This window comes from Sphingomonas sp. BE138 (assembly GCF_031456125.1).
GTDB lineage: Bacteria > Pseudomonadota > Alphaproteobacteria > Sphingomonadales > Sphingomonadaceae > Sphingomonas.
In genome coordinates this window covers 241,171-265,263 of sequence record NZ_JAVDUC010000003.1, presented here as the reverse complement: position 1 = coordinate 265,263, position 24,093 = coordinate 241,171, and the positions used below count along the sequence as shown (strand labels likewise).

The window sequence follows — 24,093 nt, the reverse complement described above, 5'->3', positions numbered from 1 at the left end:
GGGATCGCTTATGCGGGCGCGTCGCGCCGCCGCGTTTATCGCGGCTTTGCTGGTATCGACGGGAACGGTGGCGCAGACGCTGACGCTGGGCGACGCCGAGTATTTCGAGGCGCCTGGCGTCAACTGGCTGGTCTTCTCGAACATCAACGAAGGGCTGTTCGCCGATGCCAAGATCAGCGGGGTCGAGCTGATCCAGCAAGGCGTGCGCACCGCCACCAACGGTGACGTCCGGCTGTCCGCCACCCCCGGCCAGTGGGACCCGGCCGGAACCTTCGTCAGCCGGCGCGTCGACAAGGGCGCGGGCGTGATCGAGGTGGCGATGAAGTACGCCGATTTCGCCTATACGGTCCGCGCGCAGCGCCGCGGCGAGACGGTGGTGCTGTCGGTGCTGCTCGACCGGCCGCTGCCGGCGGCGCAGGTCGGCAAGGCGGGGCTGAACCTGGAATTCGTGCCGTCCGCCTATTTCCACCACAGCTACACCGCGGACGGCAAGGCGGCGCTGTTCCCACGCTATCCGGCGGACGCGATGACGCTGACCGGGACGCGCAACGCCGCGTCCGGGCGCAGCGACGGGCCGGGCGCCGAGCCGACCCCGTTCGCCAGCGCGCGACAATTCCTTCTCGCCCCCGAGGACCCGGCGCGGCGCGTCGCGATCACCACGCGCGAGGGCACGCTGTCGCTGTTCGACGGGCGCAACCAGGCGCAGAACGGCTGGTTCGTGGTCCGGCAACTCCTGCCGGCCGGGCGCACGGGCCAGGTGCTGGAATGGACGCTGGCCGCCAACAGCGTGCCGGGATGGCTGCGCCCGCCGGTGATCGGCCATTCGCAGATCGGTTATCGCCCCGGTGGCACGAAGATCGCGACGGTGGAACTGGATCGCGACGATCGCCGCACGCTTCAGCCGCGGCTGCTCAAGCTGGACGGCAACGGCACGTTCGCGCCGGTGGCGGGCGGCGACGCCCGCGACTGGGGCCGATACCTGCGCTATCGCTACGTGCGGTTCGACTTCAGCCGCGTCACGACGCCGGGCACCTACGCGATCGAATATGGCGGCACGCGCACCGCGCCGTTCCCGATCGACAAGGGCGTGCTGACCAACAGCTGGAACCTGACCAACGACGTCTATTTCCCGATCGCGATGGACCACATGGCGGTCAATGAGGCCTATCGCGCCTGGCACGGCGATCCGCATCGCGACGACGCACGGCAGGCGCCGGTGAACCACGAACATATCGACCTGTACCGGCAAGGGCCGACCACCGACACGCGCTTCAAGCCGGGCGAGCATATCCCCGGGCTGGCGGTGGGCGGCTGGCTGGACGCGGGCGATTTCGACATCCGCACCCAGACGCAATACCAGGTCGTCCGGCAGCTGGCCGATGCGTGGGAGACGTTCGGGATCGACCGCGACACGGTGGCGGTCGACTGGGCGGCGCGGCGCGTCGAGATGCACGTGCCGGACGGCACGCCCGACATCCTCCAGCAGATCCGCCACGGCAGCCTGCAATTGCTGGCGCAGTTCGATGCGGTCGGCCATGCGATCCACGGCATCGTCGAGCCCGACGTGGGGCAATATACGCACCTGGGCGATGCGGCGAGCAAGACCGACGGGCTGGTATTCGATCCCAAGTTGAAGCCGTACGGCCAAGCGTTCGACCGGCGCGGCGGGCGCAGCGGGACGCCCGACGACCGATGGGCGTTCACCAGCAAGGCGTCGGCGCTGAACTATGGCTCGGCCGCGGCACTGGCGGCGACGTACCGCGCGTGGAAGGATCGCGACCCGGCGTTCGCCAAGCGTTGCCTCGACCGCGCGCAGCAGGTGTGGACGGACGAACATGGCCATGCTCCGGACCTGTTCCGCCACGGCAACACCACCGGCGGGCCGCTGGAGGAGGAGGAATTCACCGCCGCGGTCGAATTGCTCGCCGCGACGCGCGATGCACGGTACGCCGAACGGGTCCAGGCGCTGGCGCCGGCGATGCTGCGGCGCTTCGACGGCACGGCGACGGTGATGATCAAGGCGATCCCGTTCATGCCCGCCGCCTATCGCGCCGCGATCGAGCCGGCGGCGCGCGAGTGGGCCGCAAAGGCGCAGGGCATGACGAAGGTCAATCCGTTCGGGGTGCCGATCACGACCGGCGGCTGGGCGGGGAGCGGCGCGGTGCTGAACTTCGGGCTGACCGGCTTTGCGCTGCACACGCAGTTCCCCGATCTGGTCGACGCGAGCGCGGTGACCCGCGCGCTCGATTTCCTCCACGGGCATCATCCGGCATCGGACCGGTCCTTCGTCTCGGGGGTGGGCGCGCTGTCGAAGGAGGTCGCCTATGGCAGCAACCGCGCCGATTTCTCGTTCATTCCCGGCGGGGTGGTGCCCGGCGTGCTGGTGCTGAAGCCCGATTATCCGGAGAACCGCGACGACTGGCCGTTCTTCTGGGGCGAGAACGAATATGTCGTGCCGGAAGGGGCGATGTACCTGATGCTCGCCAATGCCGGGACGCGGCTGGCCGACGCGGGGTGACGCGGCGGAACGTCGGCGCGCGCGGCCGGTTCTGAGCGGACCGATTGCGGGAGCGCCCAGTGCCGATCGTTCCGTCCGATGATGCCCCGAGCGAGACGCTGGCCGCCTTGCAGGCGCGGATGGAGGCGGCTGCGACGGCGCTCGATTTCGAGGAGGCGCGGCGGCTGCGCGATCGCATCAACCTGTTGCGAGGCGGGGCGAGCGCCGCGGATGCGGCGGCGGCCGATGCGAGCGGGCTGACGCGCCAGCGGCCGGGCGCAATGGGGCTGGGCACCAGCCGGCAGCAGGTCGCACCGCCGCCGGGCTGGACCCCGCCGCCCAGGCCGGACCCCATGACGCGCGGGCGCAACCGGAAGCGGTGAACGCCGCCGTCGGTGCGGCGGATCAAGGACATGGGCGGGAAAACGGGCATGGGTGCTTCGTTGACGCCGCGATCGAGGAGATGGTCACGATGAAGGCAATGGTGGTGCATGCCCCGGCGGGGCTCGACAATCTGCGGCTGGAGGATCGCGCCGATCCCGGCCAGCCGGGCGCGGGCGAGATCCGCGTGGCGCTGCACGGCAGCTCGCTCAACTATCACGACTTGGGGGTCGTCACGGGGCGGATGGGCGCGGCGGACGGGCTGGTGCCGCTGGCCGACGGTGCGGGCACCGTCGAGGCGATCGGCGATGGGGTGACCGACTTCGCGGTCGGCGACAGCGTCGTCTCCTGCTTCTTCCCCGACTGGCAGGACGGCACCCCGACGATCGGCGACTTCAGCCGTACGCCCGGCGACGGCATCCACGGCTATGCGCAGGAGGCCGCCGTGCGCCCCGCCACCGCCTTCACGCGCGCACCCGAGGGGCTGGATGCGGTGGAGGCAGCGACGATCACCACCGCCGGGCTGACCGCGTGGCGGGCGCTGGTGGTCGACGGCAAGCTGAAGGCCGGGGACACGGTGCTGCTGCTCGGGACCGGCGGCGTCTCGATCTGGGCGTTGCAGATCGCCAAGCTGATGGGCGCGCGGGTGGCGATCACCTCGTCGTCGGACGAGAAGCTGGAGCGGGCCAGGGCGTTGGGCGCCGACCATGTGCTCAATTATCGCGCGCAGCCCGAATGGGGGCGCGCGATCTTCGACTGGAGCGGCGGGCGCGGGGTCGACCATGTCGTCGAGGTCGGCGGGCCGGGAACGCTGGCGCAGTCGATCGAGGCGGTGCGCGTCGGCGGGCATATCTCGCTGATCGGCGTGCTGACGGGAGCGAGCGGCGAGGTGCCGACGGCGGCGCTGATGGGCAAGCAGGCGCGGTTGCAGGGCCTGATCGTCGGCAGCCGCCGCGAGCAGCAGGACTTCGTGCGCGCGATCGAGCAGGGCGGGTTGAAGCCGGTGGTGGATCGCCGCTTCGCCCTGGAGGAGCTGGCCGACGCGTTCCGTTACGAGATGGGCGCGGGGCATTTCGGCAAGATCGGCGTCGCGTGGTGAGGCGCTAGAGTCTGACTTACTGACGTGAAAGCGGTGCCGGCCCGCTCCAGCTATGCTGGAACGGATCCTAGTCGTCCAGCACCTCCGCCCAGCCGGCGATCAGTGCCGGGTCCGGGGCGAGGTGCGCGGCGAAGACGAGGCCGAGGTCGCGGGAGGCGTCGAATCCTTCCAGCGCCACCCGCGCGACCCCTTCGGCGCGAAAGCCCTCGGGCATGACGGTGATGCCGGTGCGGGCGCGGACGTAGGACAGGGCGAGATCGTCGCTGGTCGTGCGCGCGGGGAAGAACGGGCGGACACCGCGCGCGGTGAAGAAGCGGCTGGTGTCCGACAGCCGCTCGCAGTGGCGACGGACGATCATCGGCTCGTGCGCGACCTCCTCGGCGCGCAGGCTGGCGCGATCGGCGAGCGGGTGCGTGGCGGCGATCGCCAGCGTATAGCCTTCGGTCAGCAGATGCTGTCCGGCGCCGCGATCGTCGCCGTCGTGGAGGATCGTCACGGCGGCATCGATGCGCCCGCGCGCGAGCCGGGCGCGCAGGTCGCGCGCGTTGCCCTCGACGATCTCGACCCGCCCGGCGGTGCGTGCCGCCAGCCAGCGTTCGGTCCAGCGGCGCGGGATCGTGGTGAGCACGCCGAGCCGCAGCAACGGCGCGGCGGCGGTGCCGGTCACCGCCCGCTCGGCGGCGGCGAACCCGGCCTCGATCGTACGGGCGTGCTGCAACAGCCCGGCGCCCGCCTCGGTCAGCGCGACCCGGCGATTGGTGCGGTTGAAGAGCGTGCGGCCCAGCGACGCCTCCAGCCGTGCGATCCCGACCGATAATGTCGGCTGCGAGACGTTGCATGCGGCGGCGGCGCGCGAGAAGTTGCCGGTGTCGACGACGCTGAGGAAGTAGCGCAGGTGGTAGCGGTCGATCATAGACGGCATCTATGCTGAGCTTGCGCGCGTTTCAATTTTGCACCGCCGCCGCCGCGGCGTAAGGTGCGGGCAAAGCGATGCAGGAGAGAGCGATGGACCTCGATTTCGGTCTGGGCGAGATGGCGGACACGATCCGCGACACGGTGCGGCGCTTTGCAGCCGACCGCATCGCGCCGATCGCCGCCGCGGTCGATGCCGAGGACCGCTTCGCGCGCGAGCTGTGGCCGGAGATGGGCGCGCTGGGGCTGCACGGCATCACCGTCGAGGAGGTCGATGGGGGCCTGGGGCTCGGCTATCTGGAGCATGTCGTCGCCTGCGAGGAGGTGAGCCGCGCCTCGGCCGCGATCGGGCTGAGCTATGGCGCGCATTCGAACCTGTGCGTGAACCAGATCCGGCGCTGGGGCAGCCGCGAGCAGAAGGCCAGGTATCTCCCGAAGCTGATCTCGGGCGAGCACGTCGGCAGCCTCGCGATGTCCGAGGCGGGGGCGGGGTCCGACGTGGTTTCGATGAAGCTGCGCGCGACGAAGGTCGAGGGCGGGTGGCGGCTGAACGGCACCAAGTACTGGATCACCAATGCGCCTTACGCCGATACGCTGGTCGTCTATGCCAAGACCGATGCCGAGGCGGGGTCGAAGGGGATCACCGCGTTCCTGATCGAGAAGGATTTCGCAGGCTTCTCGATCGGGCAGAAGATCGACAAGGTGGGCATGCGCGGGTCGCCGACCGCCGAACTGGTGTTCGACGATTGCTTCGTCGCGGACACGCAGGTGATGGGCCCGCTGAACGGCGGCGTGAAGGTGTTGATGTCGGGGCTCGACTATGAGCGCGTGGTGCTGTCGGGCATCCAGCTCGGCATCATGCAGGCGTGCATCGACACGGTGCTGCCCTATGTGCGCGAGCGCAAGCAGTTCGGGCGTGCGATCGGTGAGTTCCAGCTGATGCAGGCCAAGGTCGCGGACATGTATGTCGCGCTGAATTCGGCGCGCGCCTATGTCTATGCGGTGGCCAGGGCGTGCGACGCGGGGCGGACGACGCGGTTCGATGCGGCGGGCTGTATCCTGCTCGCCTCCGAGAGCGCGGTAAAGGTGGCGGGCGAGGCGATCCAGGCGCTGGGCGGGGCCGGCTATACGAAGGACTGGCCGGTCGAGCGCTACTGGCGCGACGCCAAGCTGCTCGATATCGGCGCGGGCACCAACGAGGTGCGGCGGATGCTGATCGGGCGCGAGCTGATCGGGCACGATGCGCCGAGGGCGCAATGACCGCGATCCGCTCGCTGGTCGATACCGGGTCGGACGCGTTCGCGGCCAATGACGCGCACCATCGCGCGCTGTCGGCGACGTTGCGCGAGAAGAGCGCGCTGACGGCGCTGGGCGGGTCGGAACAGCATCGCGCACGGCATGTCGCGCGCGGCAAGCTGCTGCCGCGCGACCGTGTCGACCGGCTGCTCGATCCCGCCGCACCGTTCCTGGAGATCGGCGCGCTGGCGGCGAACGGGATGTATGAGGACGGCGCACCGGGCGCGGGGATGATCGCGGGCGTGGGCCGGGTGTCGGGGCGCGAGTGCATGATCGTCGCCAACGACCCGACCGTGAAGGGCGGCGCATACTTCCCGATGACGGTGAAGAAACACCTGCGCGCGCAGGAGATCGCGCGCGAGAACCGCCTGCCGTGCATCTATCTGGTCGACAGCGGCGGGGCGAACCTGCCGCACCAGGCCGAGGTATTCCCCGACCGCGAGCATTTCGGGCGCATTTTCTTCAATCAGGCGCAGATGTCGGCGGAAGGGATCGCGCAGATCGCCTGCGTGATGGGCAGCTGCACCGCCGGCGGCGCCTATGTGCCCGCGATGTCCGATGAAAGCGTGATCGTCCGCAACCAGGGCACGATCTTCCTCGCCGGCCCGCCGCTGGTGAAGGCGGCGACCGGCGAGGTCATCTCCGCGGAGGAACTGGGCGGAGCGGAGACGCACGGCCGGCGATCGGGCGTCGTCGATCACGTCGCGGAGAACGACGAGCATGCGCTGCTGATCGTCCGCGATATCGTCGCGACGCTGGGCGCGACGCGCGCGCCCGACGTGGCGTTGAAGCCCTCACGGGCGCCGCTGCTCGATCCGCAGGAATTATATGGGATCGTGCCGCAGGACGTGCGCGCGCCCTATGACGTGCGCGAGGTGATCGGGCGGATCGTCGACGCGTCGGAGTTCCACGAGTTCAAGGCGCTGTACGGCACCACTTTGGTCTGCGGTTTCGCGCATATCTGGGGAATGCCGGTCGCGATCCTCGCCAACAACGGCGTGCTGTTCAGCGAGTCGGCGCTGAAGGGCGCACACTTCATCGAGCTGGCGTGCCAGCGCCGCATCCCGTTGCTGTTCCTCCAGAACATCTCCGGCTTCATGGTCGGGGGGAAGTATGAGGCGGAGGGGATCGCCAAGAACGGCGCCAAGCTGGTGACGGCGGTCGCGACCGCCTCGGTGCCGAAGATCACCGTCCTGATCGGCGGCAGCTTCGGTGCCGGCAATTACGGGATGTGCGGCCGCGCATACTCTCCGCGCTTCCTGTTCAGCTGGCCCAATGCGCGCATTTCGGTGATGGGGGGCGAGCAGGCGGCGAGCGTGCTGGCGACCGTGCACCGCGATGCCGAGACGTGGACGCCGGAGGAGGCGGAACGCTTCAAGGCGCCGATCCGCCAGAAATATGAGGACGAGGGCAATCCCTATTATGCGACCGCGCGGCTGTGGGACGACGGGATCATCGATCCGGTCCAGACCCGCGACGTGCTGGGCCTCGCCTTCGCCGCCACGCTGAATGCCCCCGTGCCGGAGCGTGCGCGCTTCGGCCTGTTCCGGATGTGATGCGATGATCGAGAGCCTGTTGATCGCCAATCGCGGGGAGATCGCGCGACGGATCATCCGCACCGCACGCGCGCTCGGCATCCGCACGATCGCGGTGCACTCCGACGTCGATGCGGACATGCCGTTCGTGCGCGAGGCTGACGAGGCGGTGTGTATCGGTACCGCTGCCGCCGCCGACAGCTACCTGCGGCAGGACCGGCTGCTCGAGGCTGCCCGTGCGACCGGGGCGGAGGCGATCCACCCGGGATATGGCTTTCTTTCCGAGAATGCCGGGTTCGCCGAGGCGGTGGTCGCCGCCGGGCTGGTGTGGGTGGGCGCGCCGCCTGCCGCGATCCGGGCAATGGGGCTGAAGGATGCGGCCAAGGCGCGGATGATCGCGGCGGGGGTGCCGGTGACGCCGGGCTATCTGGGCGAGGATCAGGCGCCCGAGCGGTTGCAGGCCGAAGCGGATGCGATCGGCTATCCGGTGCTTATCAAGGCGGTGGCGGGTGGCGGCGGCAAGGGCATGCGGCAGGTCGACGCACCCGCCGCGTTCGCCGAAGCGCTGGCCAGCTGCAAACGCGAGGCGGCGGCGTCGTTCGGCGACGATCGCGTATTGATCGAGAAATACATCCTGTCGCCCCGCCATATCGAAGTGCAGGTGTTCGGCGACACGTTCGGCAACGTCGTCCATCTGTTCGAGCGCGACTGTTCGCTGCAACGCCGCCACCAGAAGGTGATCGAGGAAGCGCCCGCGCCGGGGATGGACGACGCGACGCGTGCGGCGGTGTGCGACGCGGCGGTGCGCGCGGCGAGGGCGGTCGATTATGTCGGCGCGGGCACGATCGAGTTCATCGCCGACGGATCGGCCGGGCTGCGCGCCGACCGCATCTGGTTCATGGAAATGAACACGCGGTTGCAGGTCGAGCATCCGGTGACCGAGGCGATCACCGGGCAGGATCTGGTCGAATGGCAGCTGCGCGTGGCGAGCGGCGAGCCCTTGCCGAAGACGCAGGACGAGTTGGCGATCCGCGGCTGGGCGATGGAGGCGCGGCTCTATGCCGAGAACCCCGTGACCGGCTTCCTGCCGTCGACCGGCACGCTCGATCGGCTGCGTTTCCCGGCCGGGGTGCGCGTCGACAGCGGGGTCGAGGAGGGCGGCGCGGTGACGCCGTTCTACGACCCGATGATCGCCAAGCTGATCGTCCATGGCGCGACCCGCGCACAGGCGGCGAGGCGGCTGGCCACCGCGGCGGCGGGGGTGCAGGTGTGGCCGGTGAAGACCAACGCCGCGTTCCTGGCGCGCGCGGCGGCGCATCCCGACTTCGTCGCCGGGCAGGTCGATACCGGCTTCATCGCGCGGCATGCCGATGCGCTGATCCCGCCGGCCGAGCCCTCGCCGGCGGTGGTCGGTGCGGCGGCAGCGGCGATCGTGCCGGCAGCGGGGGCCGATCCGTGGAGCGCCCTGCACGGGTTCCGCGTCAATGCGGCGCCGGTCTTGCACGTCGCGGTCGAGGTCGGCGGGACGCCCTATGTCGCCGAACCGGCGCGGCTGGCACGGGCGGAGGCGGCAGACGGCGTGCTGTTCGCGAATGGCGAGGCATGGGCGTTCGGCCCGCGCCGTGCGGATCACGTCGGCGCTGCCGGCGAAGGTGACGGCGCGTTGCTCGCGCCGATGCCGGGACGCGTGATCGCGGTGCCGGTCGTCGAGGGACAGGTGGTGACACGCGGCGAGCGGTTGCTGGTGCTGGAGGCGATGAAGATGGAACAGGCGCTTGTCGCTCCCTTCGACGGCGTCGTGGCCGAGCTGAAGGCGGTCGAGGGGGCGCAGGTGAGCGAGGGCGTGGTGCTCGCGCGGATCGTGGCGGGAGAGGGTTGATGGCCGGACGCCACTATGACGAATGGCGCGTCGGCGACCGGATCGTCCACGACATTCGCCGGACCGTAACCGAGACCGACAATCTGCTGTTCACGACGATGACGCACAATCCGCAGCCGCTGCATCTGGATGCCGAGGCGGCGCGGGCGAGCGAGTTCGGTCGAATCCTGGTCAACGGCACCTTCACCTTCGCGCTGATGGTCGGGCTGTCGGTCGGCGATACGACGCTCGGCACGTTGGTCGCCAATCTCGGCTACGACAAAGTGGTGATGCCCGCGCCGGTGTTCATCGGCGACACGCTGCGCGCCGAGACCGAGGTGGCGGAGTTGAAGGACAGCCGGTCGCGGCCGGAAGCGGGAATCGTCACCTTCGCGCATCGCCTGCTCAACCAGCGCGACGAGATCGTGTGCCAATGCCTGCGCAGCGCGCTGTTGAAGCGGACGCCGGCATGAGGCTGCGCTCGCTGCTGTTCGTCCCGGGCGACCGGCCCGAGCGGTTCGACAAGGCGGCGGCGAGTGGCGCGGATGCGCTGATCCTCGACCTGGAGGATGCGGTCGCGCCGTCGGGCAAGGCGACGGCGCGCGCGGCAGTGGCGGAGCGACTGCGGGACGCGCGCGGTGCGGCGGCGGTATTCGTGCGTGTCAATCCGCTCGACACCGCGCTGTGCGACGAGGATCTGGCGGCGCTGGCGGGATCGTCGCCCGATGGCGTCGTGCTGCCGAAGGCGGAGGGAGGAGCGAGCGTGCGTGCGCTGGCCGAGCAACTGGCGACGGCGGGGATCGACGCGCCGATCCTGCCGATCGCGACCGAGACGCCGGCGGCGATCTTCCAGATCGGCAGCTATGCCGGCTGTGGCGTGGCGCTGGCGGGGCTGACGTGGGGCGCGGAGGATTTGCCGGCGGCTATCGGCGCAGCGACTGCGCGCGAGGACGACGGCCGTTATACCGCACCGTATGAACTGGCGCGCTCGCTGACCCTGTTCGGCGCGCATGCTGCGGGCGTGGCGGCGATCGAGACGGTGTATCCGGCGTTCCGCGATTCGGATGGGCTGGCCGCCTACGCCGCTCGAGCGGCGCGCGACGGCTTCACCGGCATGATGGCGATCCACCCGGCGCAGGTGGCGACGATCAATGCCGCCTTTACCCCGACTGCGGAGCAGATCGCGTACGCGCGCGCGGTGGTCGCCGCATTCGAGGCGGCGCCGGGGGCGGGGGCATTGCAGCTCGACGGCCGCATGATCGACGCGCCGCATCTGGTGCAGGCGCGGCGGCTGCTCGCGCGCGCCTGAGCGGGGAACCGCACGCTGCGTTCCCGCGCTGTGGCGGGATGCAGCAGGATGACGATCTTTCGCGTGCCCGCCACCGCGCGGTGCCGAGCGGGCGGCTGGCGCGGCTCGGCGGGTTCGGGCGGCTGGCGGGCGGCGTCGCGGGCGGGATGCTCGCGGAGGGCGCGCGTCGACTGGCCGCGGGCGAGCGCCCGAAGGTCGGCGACCTGATCCTCACCCCCGGCAATGCCGCGCGCGTCGCCGACCGCTTGTCGCACCTGCGCGGCGCGGCGATGAAGCTGGGGCAGATGATCTCGATGGACGCCGGCGATGTGCTGCCGCCCGAGTTGCAGACGATCCTCGCACAGCTGCGCAACCAGGCGTACCGGATGCCGCCGCAGCAGCTCGACCGCGTGCTGCGCGAGGAATGGGGTGCGGACTGGCGGCGGCGCTTCCGGCAGTTCGAGGCGTCGCCGGTCGCCGCGGCGTCGATCGGGCAGGTGCACCGCGCGACGTTGCCGGACGGACGGAAGCTGGCGATCAAGGTGCAATATCCCGGCGTCGCCGACAGTATCGGGGCGGATGTCGACAATGTCGCGACGCTGCTGCGCGTGTCGGGGTTGCTGCCCGTCACGCTCGACCTGAAGCCGCTGCTGTCGGAGGCGAAGCGGCAGCTGGCAGAGGAAGCGGATTACGTGCGCGAGGGACGCCACCTGCGCGACTATCGCGCCCGGCTGGCGGGCGATGCGCGTTATGTCGTGCCGGCGTTGGAGGAAGCGCTGACCACGAGGCGCGTGCTGGCGATGGAGTTCGTCGAAGGCCGCGCCGTCGAGACGCTGGCCGACGCCGCGCAGGAGGAGCGCGACCGGGCGATGACGGCGCTGATCACATTGGTATTGCGTGAGATCTTCGACTTCGGCGTGATGCAGACCGATCCGAACTTCGCCAATTATCGCTGGCAGCCGGAAACGGGCGCGCTGGTGCTGCTCGACTTCGGCGCGGCGCGGCCGGTGCCCGCGGAGACGGCGGCGAGCTACCGGCGGCTGATCGAGGCGGGGCTGGCGCGCGACCGCGACCGGATCCGCGAGACGGCGGTGGAGGTCGGCTTCCTGGGGGCGGCCGCGGCTGCCGCGCACCGCCCGGCGATCGACCGGATCATTGCCGCGATCGACGATGCGCTCAATCGCCCCGGCCCGTTCGACTTCGGCGATCGCGCCTTCGTGCCGGTGGTGCGCGACGAGGCCAAGGCGATGATCGCCGACCGTGCGACCTGGCACGTGCCGCATGTCGAGACGCTGTTCGTGCAGCGCAAGGTGAGCGGTACCGCGCTGCTCGCCGCGCGGCTCAAGGCGCGGGTCGACGTCCGCGGGCTGGCGGCGGCAGCGATCGGTTGAGGCGGACGGTCGAAGCGACGATCGCGCCGTCCGCCCGCTTCGCTCACCTCTCGTTGAGATAGTAGCGGTCGGTGGGGTTCAGCCCGGCGTCGAGTTCGTAGACGATCGGCTGCCCGGTCGGGATCTCCAGCCCGGTGATCTCGTCGTCGGGAATGTTCGACAGATGCTTGACCAGCGCGCGCAGCGAGTTGCCGTGTGCCGAGATCAGCACGCGCTGCCCGTCCTTCAGCGCCGGGGCGATCCGCCCTTCCCAATAGGGCAGCACGCGCGCGATCGTGTCCTTCAGGCTCTCGGTCGCCGGCACGTCGATGCCCGCGTAGCGGCGGTCGCCCGACAGGTCGAATTCGCTGCCCGCCTCGATTGGCGGCGGGGGCACGTCGAAGCTGCGGCGCCAGATATGCACCTGCTCGTCGCCGTGCTTGGCGGCGGTCTCGGCCTTGTCGAGCCCGGTGAGACCGCCGTAATGTCGCTCGTTGAGGCGCCAATCCTTCTCGACCGGCAGCCACAGGCGGCCCATCTCCTCCAGCGCGAGGTTCAGCGTCTTGATCGCGCGGGTCTGGAGCGAGGTGAAGGTCTGGTCGAAATCCAGTCCCTTCTCGGCCATCAGCCGGCCCGCGGCGCGCGCTTCCTGCGCACCCTTTTCGGTCACGTCGACGTCCCACCAGCCGGTGAAGCGGTTTTCCAGGTTCCAGGCGGACTGGCCGTGGCGGATCAGGACAAGCGTCGGCAATCGGGTTCTCCCGTTAGAGGATCAGGGTCAGGAACTGGTTGTGCGGGCTGGGTGCGTAGCCGGCGAAGGGCGCGCAATCGGTGAAGCCGGCGCGACGATACAACGCGACGGCCGGGCGGTGCAGGTCGGCCGTTCCGGTTTCGAGGCTCAGCCGTTCGTACGTCCGTGCGCGCGCGACCGCGACGACATGGTCCAGCAGCGCACGGCCCACGCCGGTCCTGCGCGCCGCCGGCGCGGCGCGCATCGACTTGACCTCGCCGTGACGCGGATCGAGCTGCTTGAGCGCGACGAACCCGGCCAGTTCGTCGTCGCGCCAGGCGGTCCAAAACGTCACCTCCGGCGCGGACAGTCCGGTGGCGTCGAGCGCGAAGGCAAACTCCGCCATATGACCGCGCAGCTCGGAAAGGTGATGGGCGAGCAGCCCGGCAACGTATGGCGCGGTCGGATCGTCCTTTCTGATCTGCATCGTGCCCCCCGTGGCTTGCCCGGCGAATGTGCCCGATCTAGCGAAAGGCGCGAGCGACACAACAGGAGAGCGCAGCCATGACGATCCGCCGCCGACCCATCGTTCACGACGGTCCGGGCGGGCCGTTCGAGGGTGTGTTCGCGTGGGACGACGCCGTCACCGGCGCGCGCCCGGCGGTGCTCGTCATCCCCAACGTGCTGGGGCAGAAGGAATCCGATAACGAAAAGGCCGAGGCGCTCGCCGCACTCGGTTATGCGGCGTTTGCCTGCGACGTGTTCGGACAGGGCAAGCGCACGCAGCGCGGCGAGGGCGCCAGCCGCTACATGGACGAGCTGAACGCCGACCGCGCGCTGCTGCGCGATCGGTTGTGCGCGTCGCTGGCTGCGCTGGTCGCGCAGGACGAGGCCGATGCGGACCGGGCCGCGGCGATCGGATTCTGCTTCGGTGGCAAGTGCGTGTTGGACATGGCGCGAGCCGGGCTCGCGATCCGTGGCGGCGTCAGCTTCCACGGAGTCTACGACCGGCCAGATTACGACAGCGTCACGCCGGTGACCGCGCGGCTGCTGATCTGCCATGGCTGGGACGATCCGCTCGGGCCGCCGCAGGCGGTCGTCGCGTTGGGCGAAGAGCTGACCCAGGCAAGCGCCGACTGGCAGATCCACGCATATGGCGGCGCCGGGCACGGCTTTACCGACGTATTGCTGCGCGAGGCCGGAGCGGGGTTCGGCTACAATGCCGCGGCGGATCGGCGCAGTTGGGCGGCGATGCGCTTTTTCTTACAAGAACTATTTCAGATATAACCAAAACGTTGCGGAAATGCTCGCTGATCCATAGCAATGGATGCCAAATCGGCGTTTGTTGCGGATGGGAATTTTTCGTGACTGCGGTAAGTGATCGGCGATCAGGGGACCGGAGGGAATGGGAGTCACCGTTTACGCGCCAGCGCCGTTTCCCGACGACGAAGAAGCGCGCGAGCGGGCAGTGCTTGCCTCCGGTGCGCTGGAGGCGCGCAACGATTCGGTGCTGCAGGAACTGGTCACGAATGCGCGGCGGAAGCTCGACGCCGACATGGCGGCCGTATCGATCCTGTCGCGCGACTGGCAGTATCTGATCGCCGCGACGGGCATCACCTCGCGGACCTACAGCCGCCGCATGTCGCTTTGCGGTCATGCGATCATCACCCCGCGTGCGGTGTTCTGCGTCGAGGATGCGCGTGCCGACCCGCGCTTCGCCGACAATCCGGTACTGATCGACGGCGGACAGGTGCGCTTCTACGCCGGCGCGCCGCTGGTGGATGCCGGGCACATGCCGCTGGGCACCTTCTGCGTCTTCGATCGCCGCCCGCGCACCGGCTTCGGCGCGTACGAGCAGATGCACCTGAAGCAACTCGCAGACGCGGTGATCGTCCGCCTGGCGGCGTTGCGCGCGGGCTGACCGAATCGACGCGTCAGCCGGCGGCCGCGGCGCGGTGGTGGCGGATCACCTCGTCGATGATGAAGCGCAGGAATTTCTCCGAGAATTCCGGGTCGAGTTCGGCTTCCTCGCTCAGCTGGCGCAGCCGGGCGATCTGCGCCTCCTCGCGACCGGGGTCGGCGGCGGGCAGGCCGGTGGCGGCCTTGTGCGCCCCGACCGCCTGGGTGACCTTGAACCGTTCCGCCAACAGACACACCAGCGCGGCGTCGATATTGTCGATGCTCTTGCGATAGCCCTTCAGAACGTCGTCGGTCATCATGCCTTCCCCCGGCAAAAGCGATGCGGGTCATCGCAGCCCGCGCTTGCGTTGCGCGCGTGCCTCCCCGTAAGGGCAGGAACAGATGAGCGCTACCTTGCACCGACTTCCCGGGCACCCGCCCTCGCTCGATCCGATGATCGGGCTGGTCGCCGCCGACATGGATCACGTCAATGCCGTGATCGTGGAGCGGATGCGATCCGACATACCGTTGATTCCGGAGCTTGCCGGGCATCTGATCGCGGGCGGGGGCAAGCGGATGCGCCCGATGCTGACGCTCGCCGGCGCGCAGCTGGTCGGCTATGCGGGCGATCGCCATCACCTGCTCGCCGCCGCGGTCGAGTTCATCCACACCGCCACGTTGCTGCACGACGATGTCGTCGACGGGTCGGACCTGCGCCGCGGCAAGCGGACCGCCAACATCATCTGGGGTAATCCCGCCAGCGTGCTGGTGGGCGATTTCCTTTTTTCGCGTTCGTTCGAGCTGATGGTGGCGGGCGACAGCATGCGCGCGCTCGAGATCCTGTCGAATGCTTCCGCGGTGATCGCGGAGGGCGAGGTCGATCAACTGACCGCCGCGCGGCGCGTCGACCTGCCCGAGGAACGCTATCTCGACATCATCCACGCCAAGACCGCGGCGCTGTTCGCGGCCGCGTGCCGGATCGCGGCGGTGGTCGCGGATCGCCCCGCGGCCGAGGAGCAGGCGCTCGATTCGTATGGTCGCAACCTGGGCATCGCCTTCCAGCTGGTCGACGATGCGATCGACTATACCAGCGATGCGGGCACGATGGGCAAGGACGCCGGCGACGATTTCCGCGAGGGCAAGATGACGCTCCCGGTGATCCTCGCCTATGCCCGCGGTACGGCCGAGGACCGCATCTTCTGGCGTGACGCGGTGGAAGGGCGTCGTGCGAGCGACAGCGATTTCGCGCATGCGATCGATTTGGTCCGCCGTACTCGCGCGGTCGACGACACGCTGGCCCGTGCACGCCACTATGGGCAGCGCGCGATCGAGTCGCTGGCGATCTTCTCCGACAGCGCGATCAAGGACGCGATGGTCGAGGGCGTGGAGTTCGCGGTGGCGCGCGCCTATTGAGCGCGCGCCGGCAGCGTCAATTCTCCGCGCTGCCCTCCACGTCGAACAGGTGCTTGTACTGCCGCGGTTGCGAGCGGAGATATTGGTCGGGCGCCTTCACCCGCGCGCCGAGCGCGGCGGCGGCATGCCATGGCCAGCGCGGATCGTAGAGGATCGTCCGTGCCAGCGCGACCATGTCGGCATCGCCGGTCGCGACGATCGCCTCGGCCTGCTGGTAGTCGCTGATCAGCCCGACCGCGACCACCGGGATCGACACCGCCCGCTTGACCGCGCGGGCGAGCGGCACCTGATAGCTGGGGCCGACCGGGATCTGCTGCCGCGGATCGAGCCCGCCGCTCGAGACGTGGATCGCGGCGCATCCGCGTGCCTCCAGCGCCTGCGCGAAGGCGATCGTCTGCGCTTCGTCCCAGCCGCCCTCGACCCAGTCGCTGCCCGAGACGCGCACTGTGACCGGCCGGTCGGCCGGGAAGGCGCCTCGCACCGCGTCATAGACCTCCAGCGGAAAGCGCATCCGGTTCTCCAGCGATCCGCCATAGGCATCCTCGCGCCGGTTGGAGAGCGGTGAAAGGAATTGGTGGAGCAGATAGCCGTGCGCGGCATGGATCTGGATCGCGTCGAGCCCCAGTCGCGCGGCGCGGCGTGCCGAATCGGCGAACCGATCCCGGACGCGCGCGAGCCCGGCCGCGTCGAGCGCAAGCGGCGCCCGCTGCTCGGGGGCATAGGGCAGCGGCGAGGGGGCAAGGGTTTCCCAGCCGTGCGCACCGTCGACCGGAAGCTGGCGTTCGCCCTTCCACGGCAGATCGGTCGATGCCTTGCGCCCGGCGTGCCCGAGCTGGATCGCGATCGGCATGTCGGAATGGCGTCGTACCGACTCGAGCACCCGTGCCATCGCCGCCTCGGTCGCATCGTCCCACAACCCGACGTCGCCGTAGCTGATGCGCCCTTCGGGCTCGACCGCGGTCGCCTCGATCGTCAGGACGCCCGCGCCCGTCAGCGCCAGGTGGCCGAGATGGATCAGATGCCAGTCGGTCATGCAGCCGTCGACCGCCGAATATTGGCACATCGGCGCGATGACGATGCGGTTCGACAGTGTCAGGCCGCCGACATCAAGGGGTTGGAAAAGCTGGGGTCCGCTCATCGGATCGAGGCTCCTGAAGGTGAGCCGTCCTTACGCATCAGCGGATGATTGGTGCCGCGCCCGCGCGGCGAATGAAATGGTCGGGGAAAGAGGATTCGAACCTCCGGCCCCTGCGTCCCGAACACAGTGCTCTACCAGGCTGAGCTATTCCCCGACCAGGGTGTCGAGCGGATGTACCGTCGACAGGGCGCGGCTTATATCAGCGGAAATCCGGAGCGCAAGCGGGGAATCGCAGCTGTTTTTCGCATGCCGTCGCGGGTAGGCTCGCGGACGATGTCGCCCGCCGAATGGATCGCCACGTTGCTCGGGATCGCGTGCGTCGCACTGGCGGCGCAGCGCAGCATCTGGACGTTTCCGACCGCGATCGGGTCCGTCGCGCTGCTGGGCGTCGTGGTGTTCGAGGCGCGGCTGTATTCCGACGCGCTGCTGCAATTGTTCTTCCTGGCGGCCAACGTCCATGGCTGGCGTCATTGGCGACGCGCACAGGCGCAGCAGGGCGCGGTGGCGGTCAGGACGCTCGACGCGCGTGGACGGATCGCCTGGGCCGGGGTGGTGGTGCTCGGCTGGGTGGCGTGGGGTGGTGCGATGCACCGGTGGACCGACGCCGCGCTGCCGTGGTGGGACGCCGGGATCGCGGCGGGGAGCATTGCGGCACAGCTGCTGATGGCGCGCCGCTATCTCGAAAATTGGTGGTTGTGGATCGCGGTCGATGTCGCGTCGGTGCCGCTCTATGCGGTCAAGGGCTTGGAATTGTTCGCGGGGCTTTACCTGATCTACCTCGTGCTGGCGGTCTGGGGGCTGGCGAGCTGGTGTCGCGCAGACCGCGCGCGGTGGCGGATGGCGCCGGCATGACGCTGCGATCCGTCTGTCTCCACGGGCCGGAAAGCACCGGCAAGTCGACGATGGCGCCGCGACTGGCGCAGCATTTCGACTCGGTCTGCGTCGCCGAATTCGGCCGCACCTATTGCGAGACCTACGGCACCGACCTGACGATGTCCGACCTGGTGGTGATCGCGCAGACGCAGGATGCCAAGGCGCGCAAGGCGATGGAGGGTGGTACGCGGCCGGTGATTCTCGACACCGATCCGCTGATGAGCGCGGTATGGGCCGACATGATGTTCGGGCGACGCGATCCGTGGTTCGGGCAGTGGCAGGGTACGGCCGACCTCTACCTGCTGTTCGACATCGACCTGCCGTGGCAGGAGGACGGGACGCGGATGTTCGGCGCGGCGCGCGATCGCCAGCGCTTCTTCGACCTGTCGCGGCGCGAGCTGGAACGGCGCGGCGTGCCGTGGGTGCTGATCGGGGGCGAGGGAACGCGGCGCTATCTCAATGCGCTGGCGGCGATCCGCGGCGCGATGCAGGACAGGCCCTAGCCCTGCGAGCGCGGCTGCGCTAGGCGCGCGAGGATCATGACGACCCCGCTCAGCACCATCCGCAATTTCTCGATCATCGCGCACATCGATCACGGCAAGTCGACGCTCGCCGACCGCCTGATCCAGGCGACCGGCGGCCTGTCCGACCGCGAGATGAGCGAACAGGTGCTTGATAACATGGAGATCGAGAAGGAGCGCGGGATCACCATCAAGGCGCAGACGGTGCGCCTGTCGTACAAGGCGAAGGACGGCGAGATCTACACACTGAACCTGATGGACACGCCGGGACACGTTGATTTCGCCTACGAAGTCTCGCGGAGCCTGGCGGCGTGCGAGGGGGCGTTGCTGGTGGTCGATGCGGCGCAGGGCGTCGAGGCGCAGACGCTGGCCAACGTCTATCAGTCGATCGAGCACGATCACGAGATCGTGCCGGTAATCAACAAGATCGACCTGCCTGCTGCCGAACCGGAGAAGGTTCGCACGGAAATCGAGGATGTCATCGGCATCGACGCGTCGGACGCCGTGCTCGCCAGTGCGAAGTCGGGGATCGGGATCGCCGACATCCTCGAGGCGATCGTGCAGAAGATTCCGGCGCCCAAGGGCGACGCGGACGCACCGCTCAAGGCGATGCTGGTCGATTCGTGGTACGATCCGTATCTGGGCGTCATGATCCTCGTCCGCGTGGTGGACGGAACGCTGCGCAAGGGGCAGCAGGTCACGTTCATGCAGGCCGGGACGACGCACCTGATCGACCGCGTCGGCTGTTTTCGCCCGAAAATCGAACAACTTGCCGACCTGGGTCCGGGCGAGATCGGCTTCATCACCGCGCAGATCAAGGACGTCGCGCAGGCGCGCGTCGGCGACACGTTGACCGACGCCAAGCGGCCGGCGGCCGAGGCGCTGCCGGGGTTCAAGGAAGTGCAGCCGGTGGTGTTCTGCGGGCTGTTCCCCGTCGATGCCAACGACTTCGAGAAGCTTCGTGAGAGCATCTCCAAGCTGCGGCTGAACGACGCCTCGTTCAGCTTCGAGATGGAGACGAGCGCCGCGCTGGGTTTCGGATTTCGCTGTGGTTTCCTCGGCTTGCTGCATCTGGAGATCATCCAGGAGCGGCTGACGCGCGAGTATGACCTGGACCTGATCACCACCGCGCCGAGCGTGGTGTATCAGATCCAGCTGACGCACGGCGGCGGGCAGATCGACCTGCACAATCCCGCCGACATGCCCGATCCCAACAAGATCGAATCGATCAGCGAGCCGTGGATCGAAGCAGTGATCTACGTGCCCGATGAGTATCTGGGCGGGATCCTGAAGTTGTGCCAGGATCGACGCGGCATCCAGAAGAATTTGACCTATGTCGGCGGGCGCGCGCAGGCGACGTATGAACTGCCGCTCAACGAAGTCGTCTTCGATTTCTACGACCGGTTGAAGTCCTTGTCGAAGGGGTATGCCAGCTTCGATTATCACCAGATCGGCTATCGCGAGGGTGATCTTGTGAAGATGAGCATCCTCGTCAACGAGGAGCCGGTCGATGCGCTGTCGATGATCGTCCATCGCGGCACCGCCGAAACGCGTGGGCGCGGAATGTGCGAGCGGCTCAAGGAGTTGATTCCACGCCACCTTTTCAAGATCCCGATCCAAGCGGCGATCGGCGGCAAGGTGATCGCGCGCGAGACGATTTCCGCGATGCGCAAAGACGTTACCGCCAAATGCTATGGCGGTGACGCGACGCGTAAGCGCAAGCTGCTGGAAAAGCAGAAGAAGGGTAAGACGAAGATGCGCGAGTACGGCTCGGTCAGCATCCCGCAGGAAGCGTTCATCGCGGCGTTGCGGATGGGCGACGAGGGCTGAGCCGGTTGCGCGCGGGGACGGATCGTGCCCGCGCAGTGCCGCGACACGCGCGAAAATGACGGGCCACGCACGCCGGCACCCGCGAAAACAGCGACGTCGGTTCCACGCGGTCGCGGCGATTGTCTCCCGGGTGCAGCAATGCCATGACCGCCGCGATGCGCTTCCTTTTCGCCCTGCTCGCCCTAGTAACGATCACCGGTCCTGCCGCCGCGCAGAAGCCGGGACCGCTGGTGCTGGCTGCCGCCAGCCTGCAGGAAGCCATGACCGATGCCGCCGACGCGTGGGCGAAGGCGGGGCACGCGCGGCCGCGGCTGTCGTTCGCGGCATCGTCGGCGCTGGCACGGCAGATCGTGGCGGGCGGGCGCGCGGACCTGTTCGCGTCGGCGGACAGCGACTGGATGGACGAGGTCGGGAAGCGCGGACTGATCGCCCCGGGCACGCGCGTGGTGCTGGCGCGCAACCGGTTGGTGGTGGTGTCGCGTGCGGGGCTGCCGCGGGTCGTGGCGACCAAGGGCGCGGCGCTGGCCCGCATCCTCGGCGGCGGCGCCCTGGCGATGGCCGATCCCGACAGCGTGCCGGCGGGCAAGTACGGGCGCGAGGCGCTGACGCGGCTGGGCGCATGGGACGCGGTCGCGCCGCGCGTGGTGCGGGCCGAGAACGTCCGCGCGGCGCTGGCGCTGGTCGAGCGCGGCGCGGCGCCCTACGGCATCGTCTATGCCACCGATGCGCGCGCCGCGCCCGGCGTGCAGCTGGCGGGGGTGTTCCCGACGCGCAGCCATGCGTCGATCGTCTATCCGATCGCGCGGCTGCGCACCGCCGGCGATGCGGAGGCGGAAGGCTTTCGCCGCTTCCTGCTGTCGCGCGCCGGCCAGGCGATCCTGGCGCGGCGCGGTTTCGCGACGCGTTGAGCGACCTGCTGCCGATCGTCCGCCTGACCCTGCTGGTCGGCGGGACCGCGACGCTGGGCGCGCTGCCGGTCGCGTTCGTGCTGGCGTGGGTGCTGGCGCGGTGGCGGTTCCCGGGCAAGGTCCTGCTCGACGGCGTGGTGCACCTGCCGCTGGTGGTGCCGCCGGTCGTCACCGGCTGGCTGCTGCTGCTCGCCTTCGCGCCCGCCGGGCCGATCGGCGGCGTGCTGGAGCGCTGGTTCGGGGTGAGCGTGCTGTTCCGCTGGACCGGCGCGGCGATCGCGGCGGGGGTGATGGCGCTGCCGCTGATGGTGCGGGCGATGCGGCTGTCGATCGAGGCGGTCGACCGGCGGCTGGAGCAGGCGGCACGGACGCTGGGTGCGTCGCGGTGGCGCGCCTATGCCACGGTGACGCTGCCGCTCGCCGCGCCGGGCATCGCCGCCGCGGTGGTGCTGGGGCTGGCGCGGGCGATCGGCGAGTTCGGGGCGACGATCACCTTCGTCTCGAACGTGCCGGGCGAGACGCAGACGCTGCCGCTCGCGATCTATGCCGCGCTCCAGCGGCCCGGCGGCGAGGCGGACGTGTGGCAGCTGGCGGCGGTGTCGGTCGCGCTGTCGCTGGTCGCGCTGGTCGTGTCGGAGGCGCTGGTGCGGCGCGCGGGGCGGGGCGTGCATGTCCTTTGACGTCGATGTCCATGCGCGGCGCGGCGAGGCGACGGTCGGGGCGTGCTTCAGCGCGGGCGACGGATTGACGGTGTTGGTCGGGCCGTCGGGCGTCGGCAAGACGAGCCTGCTCGACATGATCGCAGGGTTGCTGCGCCCGGCGCATGGGCATGTGCGGGTCGGCGAGCGGGTGCTGTTCGATGCCGCCGCGGGGATCGACCTGCCGCCCGAGCGCCGGCGGGTCGGCTACGTCTTTCAGGATGCGCGATTGTTTCCGCATCGGCGCGTGCAGGCCAACCTTCTTTATGGTGCGCGTGACGGGTCGCGGCTGGCGGAGGTGGCGGCGACGCTCGACATCGCGCACCTGCTGCGACGCTGGCCGCGGACGCTGTCGGGCGGGGAGGCGCGGCGGGTGGCGATCGGGCGCGCGCTGCTGAGCGAACCGGCGTTCCTGTTGCTCGACGAGCCGCTGTCGTCGCTGGACCCGGTGCGGCGCGAGGATGCGATGCGCGCGATCGAGCGGGTGCGGGAGGCACGGACGGTGCCGATCCTGATGGTGACGCATGACGCCGCGGAGGCCGAGCGGCTGGGCGACCGGGTGATTGCGATCGGGTAGGGGGCTCGTTTCCGTCATTGCTTCGCTACGCTCGCAATGACGGGTGGAGTGGGGACGTGCCGCTGTGGCTGGTGAGCCGGTCCTTTGTGCCGTCATCCCCGCGGAGGCGGGGGATCCAGACGCGCAGGTCTTCGCAGGAGTCAGTACGGTCAGAGGTTCTGGATTCCCGCCTTCGCGGGAATGACGGGAGGGGGCGGGCGACAGTAGGTGGAGGGGGGCGACGGCGAAGCCGCCGCCTTTACCTCGGACGCGCGGCGGGGCCGCGCATCGCCGTGCCCGCGCTGGCGCGGGTACGGCTAGGCCGGGATCTGCTGGCTAATACAATGAAAACTCCCGCCGCCGGTCAGGATCGCATCCGCCCGCAGCCCCACGACCTCGCGGTCCGGGAACAGCGCGCGGATCGCCGCGACGCCGGCGTCGTCATACTCGGAGCCGTAGATCGGCACCACCACCGCGGCATTGCCGATATAGAAGTTCATGTAGCTGGCCGGCACGACCTCCTCGTCGCGCAGCACGCGGCCCGGGGAGGGGACCTCGACCACGTCGATGCCCATCGCGCGCGCGCGAATCGCGGCGTCCTGATAGACCTGCCAGTTCGGGTCGTTCTCCGCGGCGCGCGGCACGGCGAGCCGGTTCGGCGCCACGAAGCGCGCGAGGTTGTCGACGTGGCCGTCGGTATGGTCGTTGAGCAGCCCGTTGCCGAGCCACAGCACGCGCGTCAGCCCGAGGTCGGCGGCAAGGCGATGCTCGATCTCCGCCTTCGACAGCCGCGGGTTGCGGTTCGGGTTGAGCAGGCATTGCTCGGTGGTGACGACGAGGCCGGTGCCGTCGCCGTCGATCGCGCCGCCCTCCAGGATCCAGTCGCACGGCAGGATCGTCAGCCCCCGGTGCCGCGCCAGCCGCGCGCCGATGTCGTCGTCGCCGGGCAGGTCGTACTTGCCGCCCCAGCCGTTGAAGCCGAAGTCGCGCGCCTTGCCGTCGCCGCCCAGGATCGGCGCGGTGTCGCGCAGCCAGATGTCGCCGAACGGCTCCACCACCACCTGCGCGAACGGCGCGCGGGTACGCGCGTCGGCGGCGGCCTCCGCGTCGGCGGCGACCAGCACGACCTGCTCGCCGCGGCCATCGGCATGGACGGCGCGCGCGAAGGCGGCGACCTCGTCACGCGCGTCGTCGAGGTCCTCCAGCCACAATTCGGGATGGCTGGGATAGCCGATCCAGACGGCGGCGTGCGGCGCCCATTCGGCGGGCGGGGTGTTGGTCGTCGTCATCG

Annotated in this window: 24 protein-coding genes and 1 tRNA gene; 18 read left to right on the top strand and 7 right to left on the bottom strand. The window is 69.6% G+C overall.

Annotated elements, in window-relative coordinates:
- Positions 1–526 precede the first annotated feature (526 nt).
- The 3 genes from J2Y58_RS06325 (at position 527) to J2Y58_RS06315 (ending at position 3,977) form a co-directional block, all read left to right on the top strand.
- Positions 527–2,518: a glycoside hydrolase family 9 protein gene (locus J2Y58_RS06325; protein ID WP_405053075.1), complete on the top strand. Its 1,992-nt coding sequence runs from the start codon at positions 527–529 to the stop codon at positions 2,516–2,518.
- Between the two features lie 59 nt (positions 2,519–2,577).
- Positions 2,578–2,880, top strand: a complete 303-nt coding sequence (locus tag J2Y58_RS06320) for a UvrB/UvrC motif-containing protein (protein WP_310100317.1) — start codon at positions 2,578–2,580, stop codon at positions 2,878–2,880.
- Between the two features lie 89 nt (positions 2,881–2,969).
- A complete protein-coding gene (locus J2Y58_RS06315) occupies positions 2,970–3,977 on the top strand; it encodes an NAD(P)-dependent alcohol dehydrogenase (RefSeq protein WP_310100314.1) in 1,008 nt (335 codons plus the stop codon).
- A 67-nt stretch (positions 3,978–4,044) separates the two neighbouring features.
- On the opposite strand, the gene J2Y58_RS06310 is transcribed toward J2Y58_RS06315, so the two are convergent.
- Complete coding sequence (locus J2Y58_RS06310) at positions 4,045–4,890, bottom strand: LysR family transcriptional regulator (protein ID WP_310100313.1); 846 nt, start codon at positions 4,888–4,890, stop codon at positions 4,045–4,047.
- Between the two features lie 92 nt (positions 4,891–4,982).
- On the opposite strand from J2Y58_RS06310, the gene J2Y58_RS06305 reads away from it, so the two are divergent.
- From J2Y58_RS06305 to J2Y58_RS06280, 6 genes are read left to right on the top strand one after another with little or no spacing between them, the layout of a single operon-like run.
- Complete coding sequence (locus J2Y58_RS06305; RefSeq protein ID WP_310100310.1) at positions 4,983–6,149, top strand: acyl-CoA dehydrogenase family protein; 1,167 nt, start codon at positions 4,983–4,985, stop codon at positions 6,147–6,149.
- Entirely contained in the window at positions 6,146–7,741 is a 1,596-nt protein-coding gene (locus tag J2Y58_RS06300; protein WP_310100307.1) for a carboxyl transferase domain-containing protein, read from the top strand. The genes J2Y58_RS06305 and J2Y58_RS06300 overlap by 4 nt, the downstream gene beginning before the upstream one ends.
- Positions 7,742–7,745: 4 nt before the next feature.
- Positions 7,746–9,599, top strand: coding sequence for a biotin carboxylase N-terminal domain-containing protein (locus J2Y58_RS06295; RefSeq protein ID WP_310100303.1), 1,854 nt, complete (start codon positions 7,746–7,748; stop codon positions 9,597–9,599).
- Complete coding sequence (locus tag J2Y58_RS06290; protein ID WP_310100300.1) at positions 9,599–10,051, top strand: MaoC family dehydratase; 453 nt, start codon at positions 9,599–9,601, stop codon at positions 10,049–10,051. The genes J2Y58_RS06295 and J2Y58_RS06290 overlap by 1 nt, the downstream gene beginning before the upstream one ends.
- Positions 10,048–10,887 (top strand): CoA ester lyase, encoded by an 840-nt coding sequence (locus tag J2Y58_RS06285; protein WP_310100297.1) that lies wholly within the window; start codon positions 10,048–10,050, stop codon positions 10,885–10,887. The genes J2Y58_RS06290 and J2Y58_RS06285 overlap by 4 nt, the downstream gene beginning before the upstream one ends.
- A 38-nt stretch (positions 10,888–10,925) precedes the next feature.
- A complete protein-coding gene (locus J2Y58_RS06280; protein WP_310100294.1) occupies positions 10,926–12,257 on the top strand; it encodes an AarF/ABC1/UbiB kinase family protein in 1,332 nt (443 codons plus the stop codon).
- Between the two features lie 43 nt (positions 12,258–12,300).
- Here the strand turns inward: J2Y58_RS06280 and gpmA are convergent, their stop codons facing one another.
- Together gpmA and J2Y58_RS06270 are read right to left on the bottom strand one after the other, a co-directional pair.
- Complete coding sequence (gene gpmA / locus J2Y58_RS06275) at positions 12,301–12,987, bottom strand: 2,3-diphosphoglycerate-dependent phosphoglycerate mutase (protein ID WP_310100292.1); 687 nt, start codon at positions 12,985–12,987, stop codon at positions 12,301–12,303.
- A 13-nt stretch (positions 12,988–13,000) separates the two neighbouring features.
- Entirely contained in the window at positions 13,001–13,453 is a 453-nt protein-coding gene (locus J2Y58_RS06270) for a GNAT family N-acetyltransferase (RefSeq protein WP_310100289.1), read from the bottom strand.
- Between the two features lie 77 nt (positions 13,454–13,530).
- On the opposite strand from J2Y58_RS06270, the gene J2Y58_RS06265 reads away from it, so the two are divergent.
- Together J2Y58_RS06265 and J2Y58_RS06260 are read left to right on the top strand one after the other, a co-directional pair.
- Positions 13,531–14,253, top strand: a complete 723-nt coding sequence (locus J2Y58_RS06265) for a dienelactone hydrolase family protein (protein ID WP_310100286.1) — start codon at positions 13,531–13,533, stop codon at positions 14,251–14,253.
- Positions 14,254–14,371: 118 nt separating this feature from the next.
- Entirely contained in the window at positions 14,372–14,887 is a 516-nt protein-coding gene (locus J2Y58_RS06260; protein ID WP_310100283.1) for a GAF domain-containing protein, read from the top strand.
- Positions 14,888–14,900: 13 nt separating this feature from the next.
- On the opposite strand, the gene J2Y58_RS06255 is transcribed toward J2Y58_RS06260, so the two are convergent.
- The gene (locus tag J2Y58_RS06255) at positions 14,901–15,182 is read right to left on the bottom strand and encodes a chorismate mutase (protein ID WP_310100280.1); all 282 of its coding nucleotides are present in this window, start codon (positions 15,180–15,182) and stop codon (positions 14,901–14,903) included.
- 85 nt (positions 15,183–15,267) lie between these two features.
- Here J2Y58_RS06255 and J2Y58_RS06250 point away from each other — a divergent pair, with 85 nt between their 5' ends.
- A complete protein-coding gene (locus J2Y58_RS06250) occupies positions 15,268–16,278 on the top strand; it encodes a polyprenyl synthetase family protein (RefSeq protein WP_310100278.1) in 1,011 nt (336 codons plus the stop codon).
- 16 nt (positions 16,279–16,294) lie between these two features.
- Here J2Y58_RS06250 and J2Y58_RS06245 read toward each other — a convergent pair whose 3' ends face one another.
- Both J2Y58_RS06245 and J2Y58_RS06240 read right to left on the bottom strand, forming a co-directional pair.
- Positions 16,295–17,416, bottom strand: coding sequence for an NADH:flavin oxidoreductase/NADH oxidase (locus J2Y58_RS06245; RefSeq protein WP_310100275.1), 1,122 nt, complete (start codon positions 17,414–17,416; stop codon positions 16,295–16,297).
- A 77-nt stretch (positions 17,417–17,493) separates the two neighbouring features.
- Positions 17,494–17,570: transfer RNA gene (locus tag J2Y58_RS06240), tRNA-Pro, on the bottom strand.
- Positions 17,571–17,689: 119 nt separating this feature from the next.
- Here J2Y58_RS06240 and pnuC point away from each other — a divergent pair.
- The 6 genes from pnuC to J2Y58_RS06210 all read left to right on the top strand — a co-directional run bounded on the left by pnuC (position 17,690) and on the right by J2Y58_RS06210 (position 22,823).
- A complete protein-coding gene (gene pnuC, locus J2Y58_RS06235) occupies positions 17,690–18,268 on the top strand; it encodes a nicotinamide riboside transporter PnuC (RefSeq protein ID WP_310100271.1) in 579 nt (192 codons plus the stop codon).
- Positions 18,265–18,792, top strand: a complete 528-nt coding sequence (locus J2Y58_RS06230) for an AAA family ATPase (RefSeq protein WP_310100267.1) — start codon at positions 18,265–18,267, stop codon at positions 18,790–18,792. Before pnuC ends, J2Y58_RS06230 begins: the two co-directional genes overlap by 4 nt.
- A 36-nt stretch (positions 18,793–18,828) precedes the next feature.
- Positions 18,829–20,640 (top strand): translation elongation factor 4, encoded by a 1,812-nt coding sequence (gene lepA, locus J2Y58_RS06225; protein ID WP_310100264.1) that lies wholly within the window; start codon positions 18,829–18,831, stop codon positions 20,638–20,640.
- A 143-nt stretch (positions 20,641–20,783) separates the two neighbouring features.
- Positions 20,784–21,548 (top strand): molybdate ABC transporter substrate-binding protein, encoded by a 765-nt coding sequence (gene modA / locus J2Y58_RS06220; RefSeq protein WP_310100261.1) that lies wholly within the window; start codon positions 20,784–20,786, stop codon positions 21,546–21,548.
- The gene (gene modB / locus J2Y58_RS06215) at positions 21,545–22,228 is read left to right on the top strand and encodes a molybdate ABC transporter permease subunit (protein WP_310100258.1); all 684 of its coding nucleotides are present in this window, start codon (positions 21,545–21,547) and stop codon (positions 22,226–22,228) included. Before modA ends, modB begins: the two co-directional genes overlap by 4 nt.
- Positions 22,218–22,823, top strand: coding sequence for an ATP-binding cassette domain-containing protein (locus J2Y58_RS06210; RefSeq protein ID WP_310100255.1), 606 nt, complete (start codon positions 22,218–22,220; stop codon positions 22,821–22,823). Before modB ends, J2Y58_RS06210 begins: the two co-directional genes overlap by 11 nt.
- Positions 22,824–23,119: 296 nt before the next feature.
- On the opposite strand, the gene J2Y58_RS06205 is transcribed toward J2Y58_RS06210, so the two are convergent.
- Positions 23,120–24,091, bottom strand: coding sequence for an agmatine deiminase family protein (locus J2Y58_RS06205; RefSeq protein ID WP_310100640.1), 972 nt, complete (start codon positions 24,089–24,091; stop codon positions 23,120–23,122).
- Positions 24,092–24,093: the final 2 nt, after the last annotated feature.